This window comes from Maribacter sp. Asnod1-A12, assembly GCF_045063735.1.
Classification (GTDB): Bacteria; Bacteroidota; Bacteroidia; order Flavobacteriales; family Flavobacteriaceae; genus Maribacter.
The window spans coordinates 3481188-3499451 of sequence record NZ_JBEFNZ010000006.1; the positions used below are offsets into that span (position 1 = coordinate 3481188).

Below are 18264 nucleotides of genomic sequence, written 5' to 3' on the forward strand. Positions count from 1 at the left end.
CATTAAGTTATTTGAATGTGTATTTATAGATTCGTAAAATATTTGTTATATTTTCAATTTTACACCTGTTAAATTAATAATTTAACAAATAAATCCGGAAAATTTACAAACTATTGCTATCTTAATCTTTTATATAAACAAAGAAGATTAAAATGACCAATAAAAGAATCAGCTTACTATCAACACTACTACTTTTAGGAATTACTCTTACAAGTTGCAAAGATGCTAACAAAAAGACTGCTACAGATGTAGCAATGCAAAAAGAAACTGTTTTTGCAAGTGATGTAATTTCGTTTTTCGATGATTGGAAATTAATCTTGGGCGATGGTACAAATGTCGGTATTGCCAATGATTTTGAGAATAAAGACTTTTTTTACACAGAAAATGAAGACGGTGAAGAATGGGTTGTTTTTAAAGCGCCTAATGCTGGTAGTACACATGGTACTTCAAATAACACAAGAACAGAGTTAGCTCAAATAAAAAAATGGTATCCAAAGACTGCCGATGATAAATTGACAGCTACACTTAAAGTTATGAATGTATCTGCTACTGGTGATGCCCGTGTTGCAGCATCTCACGCTGTAGTCGTTGGGCAAATTCATAGTGCAGATGCATTTGAAAATGAACCGCTTAAAATTTTCTATAAAAAGTATCCCGGTCATACAAAAGGATCTGTTTTTTGGCATTACGAAATTAATACTGCTGGAGATGACAATGCCAAAAGGTGGGACTATTCGAACGCAGTATGGGGCGATGATTTTTCTGTAATTGGAACAGGTGAAAATACATATCCAGAAGAGCCAGAAGACGGTATAGCCTTTGGGGAAGAATTTAGTTATGAAGTAGTTGTTAAAGATGGCATTATGAGCTTGAAATTTATGAGTGATGGTCATGAGACTAAAACATTTACAAAGAATTTATTACAATCTGAATATACTACGATAGCCGATGTTCCTTCACAGACCAAAGAAATGTTTTTTCCTGTCGGTCAAGATGGTGTAGAGCGAAAAGAAGCATATACCGGTGAAGGTTGTTTTTTTAAACTAGGTGCTTACAATCAAACGAATGGTAAATCTCCTGAGGTTAATAAAAATTGGTGTTCAGGTGCAGAAACTCATGGCGGTGATATTCAAAAACAATACGCAGATGGTAACTATGCAGAAGTATGGTTTAAAACAGCGAGTATATCTGTTAGTGATGCTGCTGTATCTAATGAAGGGTATTTCTCTAAGAACGATTTAATTAAATAGAAAAATACATAATTTCATTTTAATAGTATGAAGTTATAGTGAAAAGCCGAAACTAATGTTCTAGAAAGAATTAATGGTTTCGGCTTTGATATTTCAAAAGCATTTCCGTTAATAACTTAATACAATAGTAATTTAATACTGTTTCCTGTTTTTTGGAAAATGACGAACTTAGTTGAATTCTTAAATAATTGAATTCAACAATTACATGAACAGTATAACATCCGTATTACAAGAAATTAGGAAAAGGAGTCCGTTAGTGCATAACATTACTAATTATGTGGTAATGAATAATACCGCGAATGCATTGTTAGCGGTTGGTGCATCGCCCGTTATGGCACACGCTATTGAAGAAATAGAAGATATAGTTACAATCTCATCTTCACTAGTTATTAATATGGGTACGTTAAGCGAGAAATGGGTAGAAAGTATGTTATTGGCGGTCGAGAAAGCAAAGGCAACAAATACACCTTTTGTATTTGACCCTGTTGGTGTTGGTGCATCTCAATATAGAACAGAAGTTTCACAAATGATTCTCAATGCGGCTATACCAAATGTTATTCGTGGCAATGCTTCAGAGATTATGGCGTTGGCAAAGTTGACCAATTCAACAAAAGGGGTAGATAGTACAATAGATACTCAAGATGCAATCGAAGGCGCTACCCTTTTATCAAAAAAATTCAATAACACTGTTGTCATCAGTGGTGAAACCGATTATATTATTACAGGAGATACTGTTAGCAAGATAGAAAATGGGAGTCCGCTTATGGCAAAAATAACAGGTATGGGCTGTACAGCAACTGCAATGGTCGGTGCATGTTTAGGTGTTGAAGAAAATTCACATTTGGCAGCTACAACAGCCATGGCCATTATGGGCGTAGCTGGAGAATTAGCAAATGGAAAGAGCGCCGGACCTGGTAGTTTTCAAATGAATTTCTATGATGGCTTATTTGAGATTACACCCGAAATTTTAGAAGCAAAAGTGAAAATAAATGCTTAAAATAGACTATGCTTTAATGTTTGTAACCGATGATAGCATAAAAGATGACAACAAGTTTTTTATTATTTTAAAAGAGGCTTTAAAAGGTGGTGCAACCATCATTCAATTACGAGAAAAAACGGTTGACACCTTAACTTTTTGTCAGCGTGCATTACGATGTAAAGAATTATGCGATGCGTATAAAGTTCCATTATTAATAAATGACAGATTAGATATTGCGCTAGCCATAGGTGCAGACGGGGTACATATTGGTCAGTCCGATATGCCTTATCACATCGCTAGAAGATTATTGGGTGATAATAAAATTATTGGACTTTCGGTTAGTAATATAGAACAAGCACTGCAACTCAATGCCAAATCGGCAGATTACATAGGCATCTCCCCTATTTTTTCGACCAATACCAAAACTACGGATTTGGCAAAACCATTAGGTATATCGGGTTTAAAAGAAATAAGAAAATTGTATACTAAACCAATTGTCTGTATTGGTGGAATCAATAAAAAAAACGCGCAAGAAATTATAGTAAATGGAGCGGACGGAATTGCCGTCATATCGGCTGTTTCAAAAGCTGATAATCCGAAGGAAGCAACAAAAGAACTTAAACGAATACTATGCAAGACTGGTACAAATTAGTAAGAAAACATACAGACCATATACTAGAAGCTATTAAAGAACAGCCATTTATCAAAGAATTGATGAGCGGCTCATTACCTAGCGATGTTTTTCAGTTCTACATCAATCAAGATGCCATGTATTTGGCGGAATATAAAAAGGTATTAGCAACTGTTGGCGTAAAATGTGAGCATGTCGATGATACCCAGTTTTTTCTAGATTCGGCCACAGGGATCATCAATGTAGAAAATGCGCTACATCAAATTTTTCTAAAAGATAATCAGTTGGCTCACGAGCCCTCTCCTACTTGCGAATTATACACCAGTTATCTTAGTCGCATAGTAGCTAATCATTCATTAGAAGAAGCATTGGCAGCTGTTCTGCCTTGTTTTACCATTTACAAAGAAATTGGAGATTACATACAAGCGAATCAGACGAACAAAGCCGATAACCCCTATCAAGATTGGATAGATACGTATGGTGGCGAAGCATTTGCAACCTCGGTAAATAATGCCATAGCCATAACAAACAAATACGCAGCACAAGCTTCTGATGATGTCTTACATAAAATGGAAGTAGCTTTTGAAAAAGCATCGAAATTAGAATGGATGTTTTGGGACAGCGCCTATAATAAAGAAGCATGGAAGATATAAAGACGCCATACAATAGTGTATTGTCCATAGCCGGAAGCGATTCTGGTGGTTGTGCAGGTATTCAAGCAGATATTAAAAGTATTAGTGCCTGCGGTGCTTATGCTGCTACAGTAATTACAGCAACCACGGCACAGAATACAACGGGAGTCACAGATATACACGCCATACCTATTTCTCATATAGAAAAGCAATTAGAGTCTGTACTTAGTGATATTCAATTCGGAGCCATTAAAATAGGGATGTTGCATTCGTGCGAAGTGATTAAAATAGTAAAAGAAAAACTAGCGGTATATGAACTAAAGAATATTGTTTTAGACCCAGTGATGGTTACAACATCTGGTCATAAATTAATAACAGACGATGCCATTGAATGTCTTAAGAAACTACTACCCCACGTGAGTTTGATAACCCCTAATATTCCAGAAGCAGAACTATTGATAGATGAAAAAATCAATGAAAAAAATATGGAAGTTGCCGTAAAGAAAATCGGTGAACTTTATGAAACTTCGGTATTGTTAAAGGGTGGACATTTAACCGTCGATTCGAACGAAATGACCGATGTATTTTATTTACGTACTACAGGAAAAGTTACTATCATAAACAACCCCAAAGTAATCACAAATAACACTCATGGTACAGGTTGTAGTTTATCTTCAAGTATTGCAACTTTTTTGAGTTTAGGAGAGTCAATGGATAGTGCAATTGTAAAAGGTTGTGATTATGTAAATAAAGCAATAGCAGCAGGTAAGTATAAAATCTTAGGTAAAGGTAACGGTCCAATAAATCATTTTGGGATATAATCGGTATCTTAAATGTTTAAGACAAAATGGAATTGCTTGTAGGAAACATGTTATAAATGATTTACGATTTACTACTAACGCATATCAATAACATAGTACGGTTAACCAAAACCTAACAAGATGAATTCTGTAGTTACTTTCAACCCAAGTCCATAGCCAAAAAAAGAGTATTTATTGCAACTAGATGAAACTTGCAAGTTTGAATGTTTTGTGTTAAAGGGTTGTTTTAAAACCTTTACTTTGGATAAAAAAAGAAATGAGAACAACCTTTATTGTTACAAAACTTACAGAAAGGCAAACTTTTAGTTACTTGGATATTACATATGAATTTTTGTGTAAGATTAAAAAGGAGTCCTTACTCTTTCCATCTATTTTAGCTGTGTAGGTTATTAACTATGTCGTTAATAACTTGATTATGAATCACTTCAAAGCTATTTGCTTTTAATTTTTGTAAAAACGAACTTCGTTGTCATCCGCTAAAAGGAATTAAAACCCCTCTTAGCTCAACGTTAGCATTCAATATGAGTAACTAACCAAAAAACAATAAAAAATGAAAAACAAAAACCTTGGAATAATTGGAATCATACTATTTGCAATCGGAATAATATCCATTTTTATCAATGATATAGTGGATAATGATTTTTTAAAAAGTATTGATGGATACGGGAAGTATATCTCCATGCTTGGAGGTGCTTTTATAGGAGTTGGTTTTTTCGGAAAAAAGAAAAACGAAAAAGCTGAGTAGTTGGACAATATTATTAAGACGGACGAACTTGATGAGACAAAAATTTGTTCAACTTATATTCATAAATGTTCTCGGTTAATTTGGAATTGCTAAATAAACTCAGGGACGGAAAAATAACGAAATGCCAACAATGGCTAAAATTCATTGCTTGCGGATTTCCTTGCAGGAAATCCTGCGCAAAAAGCTAACTTTAGGGTTCAGCGGGACTGTTTTGCGGACAGATCAACGCAACGAACCTTAGCCGAACCGTTAGCGGCAAGCAGGAAAATAAATGAATTTTAAAATTGGATAGATTAGCAATCCGAGAAAAAGAACTTCCAATAAATCCAGTTGATGGAAATTACCTTCATTCAATTGATTGAATAAAATAAAACAAGTTAAATTAGAAGGAATTATATTAGATGGATTAATTTGTGAATTGCGAATTCCTGCGTACGAAAAAATAATTAATTGGAATTCTGATTTCGAAATGAATCAAAAGTTAAAGCGGTTAATTTGAAAAGAGAAATGGAGGAATTATGAAAATCAAATCGATAGAGAATTTTGAATTACCAGGTAATCTTTTTCAAATTTTACAAGAGGAAGAATATTTTGAGAGTGAAGATTTTGATCCAATACTGATTACAATTGAGGAAATTCAGTATAAAGGAGAAGATGTGATTTCTTATCAGGCCGAATTTGAAGTTCTTGAAGAATATGATAATATTTACGGATATGAATGGGAAGAATTAATAAGGAAATATATTGAAAAGAATGAACCGGAATTACTTGAATTCATAAAAGGAGATTCTGAAAGTTCTACTTGTGTAATTTGGACAAATAATCAATCCAAATTCAAGAAGATTTTGGGACGAATGATTGAATTAATTGAAAATAGTAATGAAGTAAATATAATAAGCGAAGAAGCCAGCCTCTAACAAATTTTATGCGTTAATAGCTGCCATTTGAACATGGTCATGAGTAATGAATTTGGTCTTAATGCCAGCTACTGCGCATACAAAGGTCGATAACGAAACTACTCCTACAAACCATCTATTTTTAAGTTTTAGTTTTAAAACGTAAATTCAAACCAATTACTATGCAAGTCTAAGCGCAAACAAGGACCTAAGTACTTTAGGAAATCCTGCTGTAGTAACTTCAATTACAGCATTCACTTATTAAAAAGATGCATTCGCTTAATTTATTTGATAAAGAACGGGTACTTAAATAGATTTAGTAAAAAAACACGTTGGTCACCAAACACCATCTATTACTGTTCTGCTGTCTTATTTTTACCACCCAAGTCTATACCCAATTATGTGAAGGAAGTTTAGGAGATCCAGTTGCCGAAATTAATTTTGGTTCGGGTACAAACGTAGGTGCTGCCCTAGGATCTGCTATTACGGCGTTTACATATAGTAGCTCAGGAGAATTAGACGAAGGCGAATACACCATTGCAAATAGTACCAATGGCTTAAAAGGTAATGCCTGGCATGTTACCGGCGATCATACCGGTGACACTAATGGGTATATGATGGTTATTAATAGCGCTGTACTTTCTGAAGAAGGAGTATTCTATAGAAAATCGGTTACAGGGCTCTGTGGTAACACTACATATGAGTTTTCTGCGTGGCTTATGAATGTAATGAACCCAAGTGTGGGTACAGATGAATACCACCCAGATGTTACCTTTCGAGTAAGTGATACCGCCGGTAAAATTTTAGGATCTTATAATACCGGAGATATTCAACAGACCTCTTCAGGTACATGGGTTCAATACGGATTCTTTTTTACCTTAGAAAGTGAAACCGAAGTGGTAATCACAATCTTAAATACCGCACCAAGTGCACATCCTGGCAATGATATTGTTTTAGACGATATCACCTTTAAACCCTGCGGACCAACAATTACGAATTCTATAGAGAATGAAGTTAGCACAAGTATTATTGTCTGTGAAGATGAATTAGTAAACTATACTTTTCAAACATCTATTTCTGCAGGGTATTCAGATCCTCGGTTTCAGTGGCAATTCTCAGATGACTATGGCAATACATGGGTCGATATTAATGGAGAAACGAATACCGCATTTCAATTTACCGATACCGATGTAGCGGGAGATTATGTATACCGTGTAAGTGTCGCCAATGGTGATAATATTAATACCGTTACCTGTAGAATAGCCTCCGACGAATTTTATGTGGAAGTTCTAGAAAAGCCTACGGTGCTTGTTGGTGATAGCGAACAAAGTTTTTGCACTACGCAAACCCCTACCCTGCAAGATATCGAAGTAAATGGCACACCTGTGTGGTACGATGCTTTAAGCAATGGCAATATTTTGAGCGAGACTACCAACTTAACGGATGGGAGAACGTACTATGGAGCACAAGAAACGGTTAATGGCTGCGAAAGTGAAGAAAGAATCGCTATAACGGTACAAATCGTATCACCTACCCTAATGATGAACAATATCATTATCGATGTTTGCGATATCGATAATGATGGTGAAGAGCTTGTTGATCTATTAGTATATAATTCAGAGCTGTCCGACTGTACGGACTGTATTTACAGCTACTTCAAAACGCGTTTAGGTGCAGAAAATGCAACCGTTGAAGATGAAATAGTGCAAGTTGGTTTTTATGTATGGAATGTAGAGCTTCCCATAGTATATGTACGTATAGTTTCAGATGATAAATGTTCTCAGGTAGCAGAAATTACCCTAAGCCTTATCGAAACCCCTAATATAGCAATAGACGATTTTGTAGGTCTTTGTGAGGCAGATGAAAATGTCATCGTTGATGCTGGCCTTGGCTTTGACAGCTACTTATGGTCAACGGGAGAAACTACTCAAACCATTAGTGTGTCATATTCAAATATTGGTTCTTACTGGGTAAGTGTTTCAGAAAATCATACCACGTATAGCTGTACTACAACCAAAAACTTTGAAGTGGTATTATCGAATATTGCCACTATTTCAGGTTTTGATATAAAAGACTGGACAGATAATGATAACAGTATAGAAGTATTTGTGACCGATACTAGTTTAGGCGATTATGAATATTCCTTAGATAATAATAATTATCAAAATAGTACTATTTTTACTGGCTTGCTACCTGGCAAATACACTGTTTACGTAAGAGATAAAAATGGTTGCGGAACAACGCAAGACATCGTATATATTTTGTATTTCCCGAAATTCTTCACTCCCAATAATGATGGGGTCAACGATGAGTGGGTTATAGATTATGCTGATACCGAGCCTGATTTCAGCGTCAAAATTTTCGATAGATATGGCAAATTTCTAAAACAGCTCAATGCCACTTCCGCTTGGGACGGCACATATAATGGTCAAACAATGCCATCATCTGACTATTGGTTTGTAGTTACCAGAAATGATGGTAGAAATTATTCAGGTCATTTTACATTAAAGCGATAAGGTTATATTTCAAATCATTTATCGTTACTATAAAACAAAAGAATTAGAAAAAATAAGCGTTTATAATAAAGGGTGAAAATAGGTAATGCGTTTAAATAGTAATTACATCTAATGCTTTAATAGATTAAACTTTAATTAAAAATTATGGTCAAATATAAAGTAAAACGTTACAATCTTAGCAACATTAATTTCAGATATTTTTTACTCATTACGTTTATAATATCGGTATTAACTTCATGCAGTACTGGTAATACTGATAGCTCAGATGAAATTATAACGACCGCTGTAGATTGTGCTACAGACCAAGTTCTTGATAATACAAGAGGTGCTTGTAATGAACAATTGAGTTTTAATTCAGAGTTTGAAGAAACAGCGACCGAAACAAGAAGAATTATTACTTCAAATAGTATTCCCGAACATTTAGTGGGTCTTTTTGGAGGTGGTGCAGGTTCATTAAACCCAAATGCAATAGCAGAGCAATCAGTAACGTATACCCTTGATTTGAACCCAACTATAGCAAATAGTTTAACACCACTGCTTTCTACCTCAGGTAATGGAGGTCCGCAGTATTCGTTTGGTATTTTGTTAAACGGAGTCGAACTTGATCCGGTTGCAGCCGAACCTTTTCCACATGAAGGTATTTTAAGCGCAAATGTCAATTGGGAATGGAATTTAGAAGCTCTTAATGTAAATTTAGGTTTAGATTGTAATAATGCCCATGTTCAACCAACGGGTAAATATCACTACCATGGCTCGCCTATTTTATATTTAGAAAATTTAAATATACCTACTAACCAAATGACTCTAATTGGGTATGCTGCAGATGGTTTCCCAATCTACTACAAATATGCCTATTCAGAGTCAACGGATAATACTTCTGAAATAATAGAAATGACTTCTAGTTATCAATTAAAATCAGGAAATAGACCTGGTGATGGTGTAACTGCTCCATGTGATATTTATAATGGAATATATTCTAACGATTATGAATATATAGAAGGCTTAGGAACTTTAGATGAAGCAAACGGAAGAACTGGTGTAACGGCAGAATTTCCTGAGGGAACCTATTATTATATAATTACAGATGATTTTCCTAGCGTTCCAAGATACTTTAAGGGAATACCTTCTCAAGATTTTAAATTTGGAGTATAAATGAGGTTGTTGTTTTATATTCTAGTCTTTAGTGTTTGCGCAAATGAAATTTTTGCTCATGAAACCAATGAAGCTTTTTTTAGTTTTATAATTAAAGATAATAGTATAGAAGTAGAAGCGGAATTTCCATGGACTATAAGAAATGCCTTGTTGCAGTTTAATCCGTCATTACAAAAATCAGCAGATCAGAAAGATTTTGAACAAACTTTTATGGCATATATTACTGCCAATCTCATATTAAAAGATGAACACGGTAATAACATTCAATTACTCGATATTAAAGAAATAGAAAGTAACGGTCATTCTCATCAAAATAATTATTTGATAAAATTTAAGGGTACAAATGCAGTTGAGGCAACAAACACTATAATGTTTGAGCTTTATGATGACCAAGTCAATTATAATACAGTTATTATAGAATCAGTAAACAGTGTTTTTGAAACGAATGTGTTAAAACAAAAGTTCTATTTCAAAGAAAATAAAGAACTTAATGGTTATTCGTATTTATTGTTATTAGCTCCTATACTATACTTGGGTTATGTGCTTTACAATGAAACATCCTTCAGAAAGAAATAGCGCTTTACTTCACTTGCGAGATATCAAATTTAAAGCGTATCAAACCTATTTTACCAACAAACAATAGCAATTAGAAGAAGACGATGAATTGCTAGAAAGAACATGCTTTATTAGATTATTAGACAGCGTTAATGACCTTTGCTGAAAACACACCATATCTCTTCTGCCGATAATGGTAGCACTACAGTGGGTAAGTCTTGAGAATGATTATGAACGGGTGCAGGAATTTTTGGTAGACCGATGTATAATATGGCAAAAAATCAACCGATCACCGAATTGTAAAACAGCTTTGCAAACTAGGTAAATCGCCTAATTTACCTATATTGATAGTTGCTGAATCGCCTAATGTTCAATTATCGATATTGATAAAAGATAAGGTTAATCTTAAGGATATATTTGGTAAGAAACTAATAATTATAGACTTGTGGACCTCGGACTAGAAAATCGTAAAGCCTTTATACCCCTATAAGATGAACATAAGGGTCTAGGTTTGCAAATTGTGGACTATACTCTAGAAAGTAGCGAAGCTAGCTGGAAAGCTTCTCCAGGGTGCGATGGTGCAGATAATTGGCTACAAACCTCAGATTTGCAAGGTGATGATGCACCTTTTTTTAAAGAAAATTCGTGTACACACCATACCTGCCAATTTTATTCTTGAAATCCAAGTGGTTATTATTGCTAAAATTGTATACGGAGAGGAATTAGTGAATATGGCAGAAAACCATTTTAAGAACTAGTGTTTAAAACTATTAAACTTTTGTACTTTAAATACAAATTATATTATTACTTTATTCGTTAATAACTTAAGAACAAGTCATGTTATACGTATTTGCTTTCAATTTTTGAAAGAACGAACTTTGTTATTGTCCATTAAATGGAATTGAAACTCTCTTTAGCTTACCATTGTATGCAAGGCTATAATACTAGGAAATATAAAAAACTGATCGGAAAATTAAAAGTGGAATAGACAGCATATTAAATCTAATTGAAACTTGTTACAAGAAATTAATAGTTTCACATTCAAGTTTTTGACATTTTGAAAGTGACATTCACTTAACCAACTATCTATTTAATAAATACAACTTTATAACCATTAATAAATGAAAATATTTAAAATTTTTATGGTGGCTGCAATATTCACAATAGCAACCTTATCACAAGCTCAAGATATAAAGCCAACTGATGTAAAAAAAGTTATGGAAAAAGTTGCTGACTGGCAAATTAAACATTTCCATGATTTGTATAGTGGACACACTAAGCCACACCACCCACTAAATTGGACAAATGGTGCATTGTACGTCGGCTTAGTGAAATGGGCCGCCATGGCAGATGATGACAAATATTACAAATGGCTCAAAGAAATAGGAGAAAAGTATGAGTGGAAATTACACCGCCGAAAATACCATGCAGATGATCATACGGTAGGTCAATTATATGTTGAGCTGTATCGTAAATATAACGATGAAAAGATGATTGAGCCAACAAAAGAGCAATTTAATTTTATCATGCTCCATCCTCCACAAACATCATTACAATGGAAGTCTCCTTATCACCAATCGCGTTGGAACTGGTGCGATGCACTGTTTATGTCACCTCCAGTTTGGGCAAAGCTATACAACATCACAGGAGAACAAAAATATCTTGATTTTATGATGGATGAATTTAAGGCAACAACCGATTTTTTGTTTGATAAAGAAGAAAGCTTGTATTACCGTGATGAAGGCTATATTGGAAAATTGGAAAACAACACAAAAATGTTTTGGTCAAGAGGAAACGGTTGGGTATTTGCCGGTCTCACTAATATTATGAATGAATTAAATCCCCAGAGTAAAGAATATAAGTACTTCTTGAAAATTTACAAAAAAATGGCAAACAAACTACTTGAAATTCAAACCCCAGACGGACATTGGTCTATGAGTTTATTGGGACAGGTATATTATCCTACTCCTGAAACAAGTGGCTCCTCATTTTATATTTATGGATTGGCATGGGGAATAAACAAAGGACTTTTGAATAAAGAAACCTATGGTCTAGCGGTACAAAAGGGATGGAACGCAATGGTTGATTATGTTTCAAAAGAGGGTATGTTAGGTTATGTTCAGCCTATTGGAGCTGCTCCTGGTAAAGCTTGGGCCGACAAAACTGAAGTTTACGGAACTGGAGCATTTTTAAGTGCCGGTTCAGAAGTATATAAATTGTATGGAGGAGAATGAAATTTTCAATATATCCCCCTGTCTTTGCCTAACATAAAACAATGTGTAAAAAAATAACCCCTACAATAATTCATGAAGAGGTTATTGGTTACTTCAAAGTTTAACTAATTTGATAAAGGGTTCGCATACAAAAATGCACTTTTCTCATACATAACCGATATGGAAACCAGCTAAATCCCTTTATTTTTTCGCGATCCATTACTATAAAAACTTTAGAAAGCAATAGTTTTTTAATTTCGTACTATATTAAAAAAAGCTAAGCTTCGTGCATAAAAAAATAAGAATAGTATCTTATCTACACATGAAGCTTAGCTTGAATATAGTGTGCTGTAAATCACACAATTGAATTATCAGTATATCAATTATTTCTTCAACTTCACGAAATAATCGAAGATTTCAGGAACATTTAAACCAGCCATACCGTCATCGAAAGCAGCTTGTAAGCTAGCAGAAGTAGCAGAAGCAACTTTAGATTCTGTACCAAGGTCGTTCATCATCTGTGCGAAATAGCCTAAATCTTTATTTGCATTTGCGATAGAAAAACCTAAATCACTTACATTATCAACTGCGTAGTTTTTACAGAATTTCATGAAAGGTGAATTCGATGGTCCAGAAGACATAATATCATATAATTGTTGCCCATTTACACCAGCAAGTTTAGCTGCGGCAAAAGCCTGTGACATAGCTACAACGGTAGTCATACCCATAAAGTTATTGATCAACTTAGTTGTATGACCTGCACCTAAAGGACCTAGATGAAATACATTTTCTCCTTGTTGGTCTAATATTGATTTTACTTTCTCAAAAGTATCTTTATCTCCGGCTGCCATTATATTTAACAATCCGTCTTTTGCGTGAGCCGGTGTACGACCTAGCGGAGCATCAATCATACCAGCGCCTTTTGCGGCAAGGTCTTTACCGATTTTTTGTGTAGAAGCAGGTATTGATGTTCCGAAATCAATTAAAACAGCACCTTCTTTAATCCCTTCAAGAATACCATTTTCACCGTAAACGATTTTTTCTACAACAGCAGAAGTAGTTAAACAGAACATAATAATGTCGCTATTCTCAGCTAATTCTTTTGGCGAGGCAGCTTCTGTAGCATTACCACGAGCGATAACAGTTGCTACTGCATCTTTGTTAAGATCCATTACAGATAGTTGGAAACCTCTCTTTTGTAAGTTCTCAACCATGTTTGCGCCCATTAGGCCTAGTCCTATAAATCCGATAGTAGGGTTTTTCATATTTTCTTTATAATTAAGTACAAAGATATAAATATGAACGCTAACATACCTTACTATGTTCAAAAAACGAAGCCTAGCTTTTATTCTTCACCTCTATCCATTTACTCATAAACTTGGTTGCAGACATGGTTTGGTGTTGTAATAAAGCCCCTGTGAAATTTTTAATTCTATGTGTAATCAAGTTATTATGTATTTGCGTTATATTTTCCAGCAACACATGTTCAAGACTAGCCTTGGCATACAAGGTATTAATCAATGTTTTTGCCTGGTCTTGAGCAGTTTGCCAAGTTTCTTTTACTTTATATAAACGAACAGCAGCTGCAACAAATGCCGAATGGTCGTTTTCTATATAACCGTTCCAATCTAGAATGCCTTGCATACCTTCTGCGCCTATGGTTGTGGTAACGCTAGGTGTACCATTTTGCATGGCAGAAATTAATTTACCTTTTATCCCCGCCCCAAAACGTAAAGGAGCCAAACAAACTTTTGCGTCACTCATTATTTCATCTACATCTACTGCCCTACCATGCACTAAAAATCTCGTAGCTTGATTATTCATTTCTAAAACTTGTTGTGGTAAATAGGCACCATAAATATGTAAATTGGCTTTAGGTAGTTCTTTTTGTATAAGTGGCCAAATAATCGTTTTTAAGCATTTAATGGCATCTATATTGGGGGCATGTTTTCCGCCCCCTATGAATACAAAATCTTTTCGATTTTCAAAAAATTTCCATGTGGTATCATAAGTAATCTCATCAACCATAAAGGGAAGTAGCAAAAGTAGACTTTTATCTATTTTTATTACATCGGTCAATAATTGCAACTCATAACTGGATATAATTAAAGACAGATCACAACGATAAATACTTGCAACTTCGCGCTTGGTCTTATCATCTACTAGCCACGCTTCTACCGTAAATGGTACATCTTTTTTAAAACATTGTTCACGCACATGTCGAAGACTATGTAAATCTTCGGTATCTAGAATTCGCAGTGCATTTGGACAGTTTTCAGCTACGCGCCACCCAAATTGTTCTTCCGTCAAAAAGCGATCGAATAACACCACATCTGGTTTCAGATCTTTTACAAAATCATCAAATGAGCTATCGTTCATTTTTATATCTGCAGTTCGAAGTTCTAAGGAAGAGAAATCAAACGAAAATTCCGATTTAGAAGCCGCAGATGCTAGGGTAATCGTATAACCTTGTTTTTTCAAAACAGCTAATAATTGTATCATTCGCACACCGGCCGCTGTAGAAGCTGGTTCTGGCCATACAAGAGCAATTACGAGAAGATTTTTGGTGTCGATAATTGAGTTATTAGTAGTTAGATATCAGTATTTAAGTTTCAATGCAAAGTAAGTGAAACCGAGAACGGATAGCAAGTTTTGAGTTGGCAGTGTTTCTTTTTCAGGATTCAATAGTAGTATTCAGTATTTGTTCTCGCTTTGCTCAAAACTATTATATTATAAATTTCCAAAAACAATAACAGACGACAAATAACTCAATTTTACTTCCTATAACGCAAACCCAAATCAAGTATTGATGTATCTGCAACAATATTGTTATAATCAATCTAGTTTAATACTTTTGAGTGACAATAAAATCAGCTATGGAATACGCAGAAAATATACTTGAAACAATTGGCAACACTCCACTCATAAAAATCAATAAGCTCACGGCTGAATTAGCTTGTTTGGTATTGGCTAAGTACGAGACCTTTAACCCTGGCAACTCGGTTAAAGACCGTATGGCACTGAAAATGATTGAAGATGCAGAAGCTGATGGTAGGTTACAACCAGGTGGCACCATTATAGAAGGTACCTCTGGAAATACAGGAATGGGACTAGCATTGGCAGCCATTGTAAAAGGCTACAAATGTATTTTTGTACTGGCGGATAAACAGTCTAAAGAAAAGTGCGATATATTAAGGGCCGTAGGTGCAAAAGTTGTGGTGTGTCCCACAGCAGTAGAACCAGAAGACCCACGTTCGTATTATTCAGTTTCTAAACGATTGGCAAAGGAAATTCCAAATAGTTGGTACGTAAATCAGTATGACAACCCTAGTAATGCTCAAGCACATTACGAAAGTACGGGACCAGAAATCTGGAAGCAGACCGATGGTAAGATCACTCATTTTGTAGTTGGTGTGGGTACCGGCGGAACCATATCTGGAGTAGGAAAGTATTTAAAAGAACAGAATCCTAATGTAAAAGTTTGGGGTGTAGATACCTATGGTAGTGTATTCAAGAAATACCATGAAACCGGAATTTTTGATGAAAAGGAAATCTACCCTTATGTAACCGAAGGTATTGGTGAAGACATTCTCCCAAAAAATGTGGATTTTGACATTATTGACGGTTTCACCAAAGTAACCGATAAAGACGGTGCGGTATACACCCAACGTTTAGCAAAAGAAGAAGGCATGTTTTTAGGTAATTCCGCCGGATCTGCCATTAAAGGCGTGTTGCAGTTAAAAGAACACTTTGTAAAAGATGATGTCGTTGTGGTATTATTTCACGACCACGGTAGCCGTTATATTGGTAAAATGTTCAATGACGATTGGATGCGTGAAAAAGGCTATATAGAATAGCATTTTTACATCAGTAGTTACATACTATCCACAAACTGTTTAAATACCCTTTTATGCTGCTCCAAATCTAAATCTGGAGAAAGGGATACACGGGCAATATAATCCTTGTCATCTTCTTTCGTAGTGCCTTGTGTAGATGTAGCCGGTATGGTCCAATAACAACCATGTAACTGTCCGTAGCTTACACAATACTTACTTTCATTGGGGATTTCAGTGATCATTAAGTTGATCAATCGATGATTCATTTCCCGTTTGTAGGCTTCACGTTCTTCTGCAGTATCTCCTTTTGTAGGTAGGTCTAATGAAAAGACCGATGGCGTAAATCCTTCGGCTGCTAATTCATCCGATACAAAGTTGATTTTAGCGTCTGGTAGAGCTTCTGAAATGAACTCAACAAATTCGTGCGTATTCTCATAGGCTTTGTGAATTCTCTCGTTCATAGACGGCATTTGATTTGCCAAAATTTCATACTGCAAATCGGTAGCTTCATTATCGCAAAGGTTTAGATGAAGTTCTATTTTTTCGATTAAAGCCTCCGCCTTTTTATTCGCTATACAATAACCTGCCGTACATTTTCCGCCACTTGGAAATTTAGATCCGCTTGCAAAAGAAATGGTTCTGACGGATGAAAGAATATCGGCATCTCCCAGAAAATGAACATTAGGGCAAAACGTCTGATCCAAAATAAATACGGGATCTATAGCCTCTCCTCCACTTGCAGTTTTTCGCTTAGCACTCAAGGCATCCTTTAGTTTATCAAGCTCAGGGACTTCAACCCTTGGGTTTGTCGGTATTTCGGCAATGATGAAAGGTACGGCATCTTCTTTGGCTAATTTATCAAGTACAGTGTCTATACTTTGCACCATATCATTGTCACCATCTACGGGTAAATCAACAATTTCAATAGCATCGCTACAAGCGGCTACTCGCCTAGCCTGGTCATTGGTACCACCATAGCAATTTGGAGGAACTACAATTTTGATTGCCTTCCCCTTGTGGTCTTCCAATGCATGATGTACCAAGCCCATCATAATGGCGTATTGTTTGGATAATCCGCTAGAAGCTACCAATGGCAAGGTATTGGCACCACTCACCTCTCGTATAACATCTAATACAGCAGCCTTGTTCTCAGCTGCATCTGATTTCTGAATATCAGAAGAAGATTTGTTCACCAAAGATTGTAAAACTGTAAGACAATTATTCGGAGTCATAGCAACGGTTTCCCTTCTGCGCACATGTTGTATATCTGAAATATAGGTTGTATTCTGCTCCCCGTTCACCAAAAGCACACTCCCTAAATCACCATGAAGATTGATATAAAAATCTATATTCTGGTTGAAGTCCACAGCGGCAATCTCATCTTGTTCAGATACAAAAATGACACTACCATCAAAAGCATCTAAAGTTGAAGCTGCATCTACCTGCTTTATATCAAACGTATAGCCATAAACAGCGCGTAACACTTCAGCATCAAAAGAACTAGGGAGTTCTCCAGTGTAGGCAATCAACGTATTGCTATGCTTAAATAAATTTGTTCTTAAAATGGATAAAATAGGCATGGTCTCTGACTGAAAACTTATTACTTGTTCTGATTCAAGATGATTGATATTCCCAATAACCCATTCTAAAATACAAGATAACGGATGCCCAAGTCTAATGTAATCATAAGCCGTAGGTAAATTTTCTAATGCAGCTGCGTTTGCATTATGCTCCTTCGCTAAAACTTCGAACTGGTCTAAAAACTGAACTTTTGCTAGTTCTTCGTTATAAATATCCAATCGATGGGTCGTTAGATTCAACCAATCACTTGGCATATGATCTATTACCATTTTAATATAATTCTTCATTCTATTAACCTCCATAGTTTTTGTCTTTAGACCCTTCGAAATTACGCAATAATTGAAAGTATTTAAAGTGTTCAGTTCACAGTTTACAGTCTCAATTTCCAGCGGAGTGACAGTTACGTTTGTAGAATGCGTTGCTTTTAAAATACCAAGAGGGATACGAACCAATTTCA

At 35.3% G+C, this 18264-nt stretch carries 16 protein-coding genes; 13 read left to right on the forward strand and 3 right to left on the reverse strand.

The features are described from left to right. Positions 1–152 precede the first annotated feature (152 nt). The 12 genes from ACJJVP_RS15050 to ACJJVP_RS15105 all read left to right on the forward strand — a co-directional run bounded on the left by ACJJVP_RS15050 (position 153) and on the right by ACJJVP_RS15105 (position 12411). Positions 153–1250 carry a polysaccharide lyase family 7 protein gene (locus ACJJVP_RS15050; RefSeq protein ID WP_405414814.1) on the forward strand — a complete coding sequence of 366 codons (1098 nt, stop codon included), beginning with the start codon at positions 153–155 and terminating at the stop codon, positions 1248–1250. Between the two features lie 205 nt (positions 1251–1455). Beyond that, positions 1456–2247, forward strand: a complete 792-nt coding sequence (gene thiM, locus ACJJVP_RS15055; protein ID WP_405414816.1) for a hydroxyethylthiazole kinase — start codon at positions 1456–1458, stop codon at positions 2245–2247. Next, positions 2240–2881 (forward strand): thiamine phosphate synthase, encoded by a 642-nt coding sequence (gene thiE, locus ACJJVP_RS15060; protein ID WP_405414818.1) that lies wholly within the window; start codon positions 2240–2242, stop codon positions 2879–2881. The genes thiM and thiE overlap by 8 nt, the downstream gene beginning before the upstream one ends. Beyond that, positions 2860–3513 (forward strand): thiaminase II, encoded by a 654-nt coding sequence (gene tenA, locus ACJJVP_RS15065; RefSeq protein WP_405414821.1) that lies wholly within the window; start codon positions 2860–2862, stop codon positions 3511–3513. The genes thiE and tenA overlap by 22 nt, the downstream gene beginning before the upstream one ends. Next, entirely contained in the window at positions 3501–4313 is an 813-nt protein-coding gene (gene thiD / locus ACJJVP_RS15070; protein WP_405414823.1) for a bifunctional hydroxymethylpyrimidine kinase/phosphomethylpyrimidine kinase, read from the forward strand. Before tenA ends, thiD begins: the two co-directional genes overlap by 13 nt. A 550-nt stretch (positions 4314–4863) precedes the next feature. Further along, positions 4864–5058: a hypothetical protein gene (locus ACJJVP_RS15075; protein ID WP_405414825.1), complete on the forward strand. Its 195-nt coding sequence runs from the start codon at positions 4864–4866 to the stop codon at positions 5056–5058. Between the two features lie 518 nt (positions 5059–5576). Beyond that, positions 5577–5975 carry an Imm51 family immunity protein gene (locus ACJJVP_RS15080; protein ID WP_405414828.1) on the forward strand — a complete coding sequence of 133 codons (399 nt, stop codon included), beginning with the start codon at positions 5577–5579 and terminating at the stop codon, positions 5973–5975. Between the two features lie 311 nt (positions 5976–6286). Further along, positions 6287–8470 carry a T9SS type B sorting domain-containing protein gene (locus ACJJVP_RS15085; RefSeq protein WP_405414830.1) on the forward strand — a complete coding sequence of 728 codons (2184 nt, stop codon included), beginning with the start codon at positions 6287–6289 and terminating at the stop codon, positions 8468–8470. Between the two features lie 144 nt (positions 8471–8614). After that, complete coding sequence (locus ACJJVP_RS15090) at positions 8615–9622, forward strand: YHYH protein (RefSeq protein WP_405414831.1); 1008 nt, start codon at positions 8615–8617, stop codon at positions 9620–9622. Next, positions 9623–10198 carry a hypothetical protein gene (locus tag ACJJVP_RS15095; RefSeq protein ID WP_405414833.1) on the forward strand — a complete coding sequence of 192 codons (576 nt, stop codon included), beginning with the start codon at positions 9623–9625 and terminating at the stop codon, positions 10196–10198. A 499-nt stretch (positions 10199–10697) separates the two neighbouring features. After that, positions 10698–10856 carry a hypothetical protein gene (locus tag ACJJVP_RS15100; protein WP_405414835.1) on the forward strand — a complete coding sequence of 53 codons (159 nt, stop codon included), beginning with the start codon at positions 10698–10700 and terminating at the stop codon, positions 10854–10856. Between the two features lie 442 nt (positions 10857–11298). Next, the gene (locus ACJJVP_RS15105; protein ID WP_405414837.1) at positions 11299–12411 is read left to right on the forward strand and encodes a glycoside hydrolase family 105 protein; all 1113 of its coding nucleotides are present in this window, start codon (positions 11299–11301) and stop codon (positions 12409–12411) included. A gap of 362 nt (positions 12412–12773) precedes the next feature. On the opposite strand, the gene ACJJVP_RS15110 is transcribed toward ACJJVP_RS15105, so the two are convergent. Continuing rightward, positions 12774–13655, reverse strand: coding sequence for an NAD(P)-dependent oxidoreductase (locus tag ACJJVP_RS15110; protein WP_405414840.1), 882 nt, complete (start codon positions 13653–13655; stop codon positions 12774–12776). 73 nt (positions 13656–13728) lie between these two features. Then, the gene (locus ACJJVP_RS15115; RefSeq protein WP_405414841.1) at positions 13729–14892 is read right to left on the reverse strand and encodes a glycosyltransferase; all 1164 of its coding nucleotides are present in this window, start codon (positions 14890–14892) and stop codon (positions 13729–13731) included. Between the two features lie 374 nt (positions 14893–15266). On the opposite strand from ACJJVP_RS15115, the gene ACJJVP_RS15120 reads away from it, so the two are divergent. Then, on the forward strand, positions 15267–16247 hold the full coding sequence (locus ACJJVP_RS15120; protein ID WP_405414843.1) for a PLP-dependent cysteine synthase family protein: 981 nt from the start codon (positions 15267–15269) through the stop codon (positions 16245–16247). A 17-nt stretch (positions 16248–16264) separates the two neighbouring features. Here ACJJVP_RS15120 and ACJJVP_RS15125 read toward each other — a convergent pair whose 3' ends face one another. Next, positions 16265–18109, reverse strand: a complete 1845-nt coding sequence (locus ACJJVP_RS15125; protein WP_405416215.1) for a cystathionine beta-synthase — start codon at positions 18107–18109, stop codon at positions 16265–16267. Positions 18110–18264 lie beyond the last annotated feature (155 nt).

Coding starts and splice junctions, on each gene's coding strand:
- tenA (WP_405414821.1), top strand. CDS start 2,860: ATGCAAGACTGGTACAAATTAGTAAGAAAACATACAGACCATATACTA.
- thiD (WP_405414823.1), top strand. CDS start 3,501: ATGGAAGATATAAAGACGCCATACAATAGTGTATTGTCCATAGCCGGA.
- ACJJVP_RS15080 (WP_405414828.1), top strand. CDS start 5,577: ATGAAAATCAAATCGATAGAGAATTTTGAATTACCAGGTAATCTTTTT.
- ACJJVP_RS15120 (WP_405414843.1), top strand. CDS start 15,267: ATGGAATACGCAGAAAATATACTTGAAACAATTGGCAACACTCCACTC.
- ACJJVP_RS15110 (WP_405414840.1), bottom strand. CDS start 13,655: ATGAAAAACCCTACTATCGGATTTATAGGACTAGGCCTAATGGGCGCA.
- ACJJVP_RS15095 (WP_405414833.1), top strand. CDS start 9,623: ATGAGGTTGTTGTTTTATATTCTAGTCTTTAGTGTTTGCGCAAATGAA.
- ACJJVP_RS15115 (WP_405414841.1), bottom strand. CDS start 14,892: ATGATACAATTATTAGCTGTTTTGAAAAAACAAGGTTATACGATTACC.
- ACJJVP_RS15050 (WP_405414814.1), top strand. CDS start 153: ATGACCAATAAAAGAATCAGCTTACTATCAACACTACTACTTTTAGGA.
- ACJJVP_RS15105 (WP_405414837.1), top strand. CDS start 11,299: ATGAAAATATTTAAAATTTTTATGGTGGCTGCAATATTCACAATAGCA.
- thiE (WP_405414818.1), top strand. CDS start 2,240: ATGCTTAAAATAGACTATGCTTTAATGTTTGTAACCGATGATAGCATA.
- ACJJVP_RS15090 (WP_405414831.1), top strand. CDS start 8,615: ATGGTCAAATATAAAGTAAAACGTTACAATCTTAGCAACATTAATTTC.
- thiM (WP_405414816.1), top strand. CDS start 1,456: ATGAACAGTATAACATCCGTATTACAAGAAATTAGGAAAAGGAGTCCG.
- ACJJVP_RS15075 (WP_405414825.1), top strand. CDS start 4,864: ATGAAAAACAAAAACCTTGGAATAATTGGAATCATACTATTTGCAATC.
- ACJJVP_RS15125 (WP_405416215.1), bottom strand. CDS start 18,109: ATGGAGGTTAATAGAATGAAGAATTATATTAAAATGGTAATAGATCAT.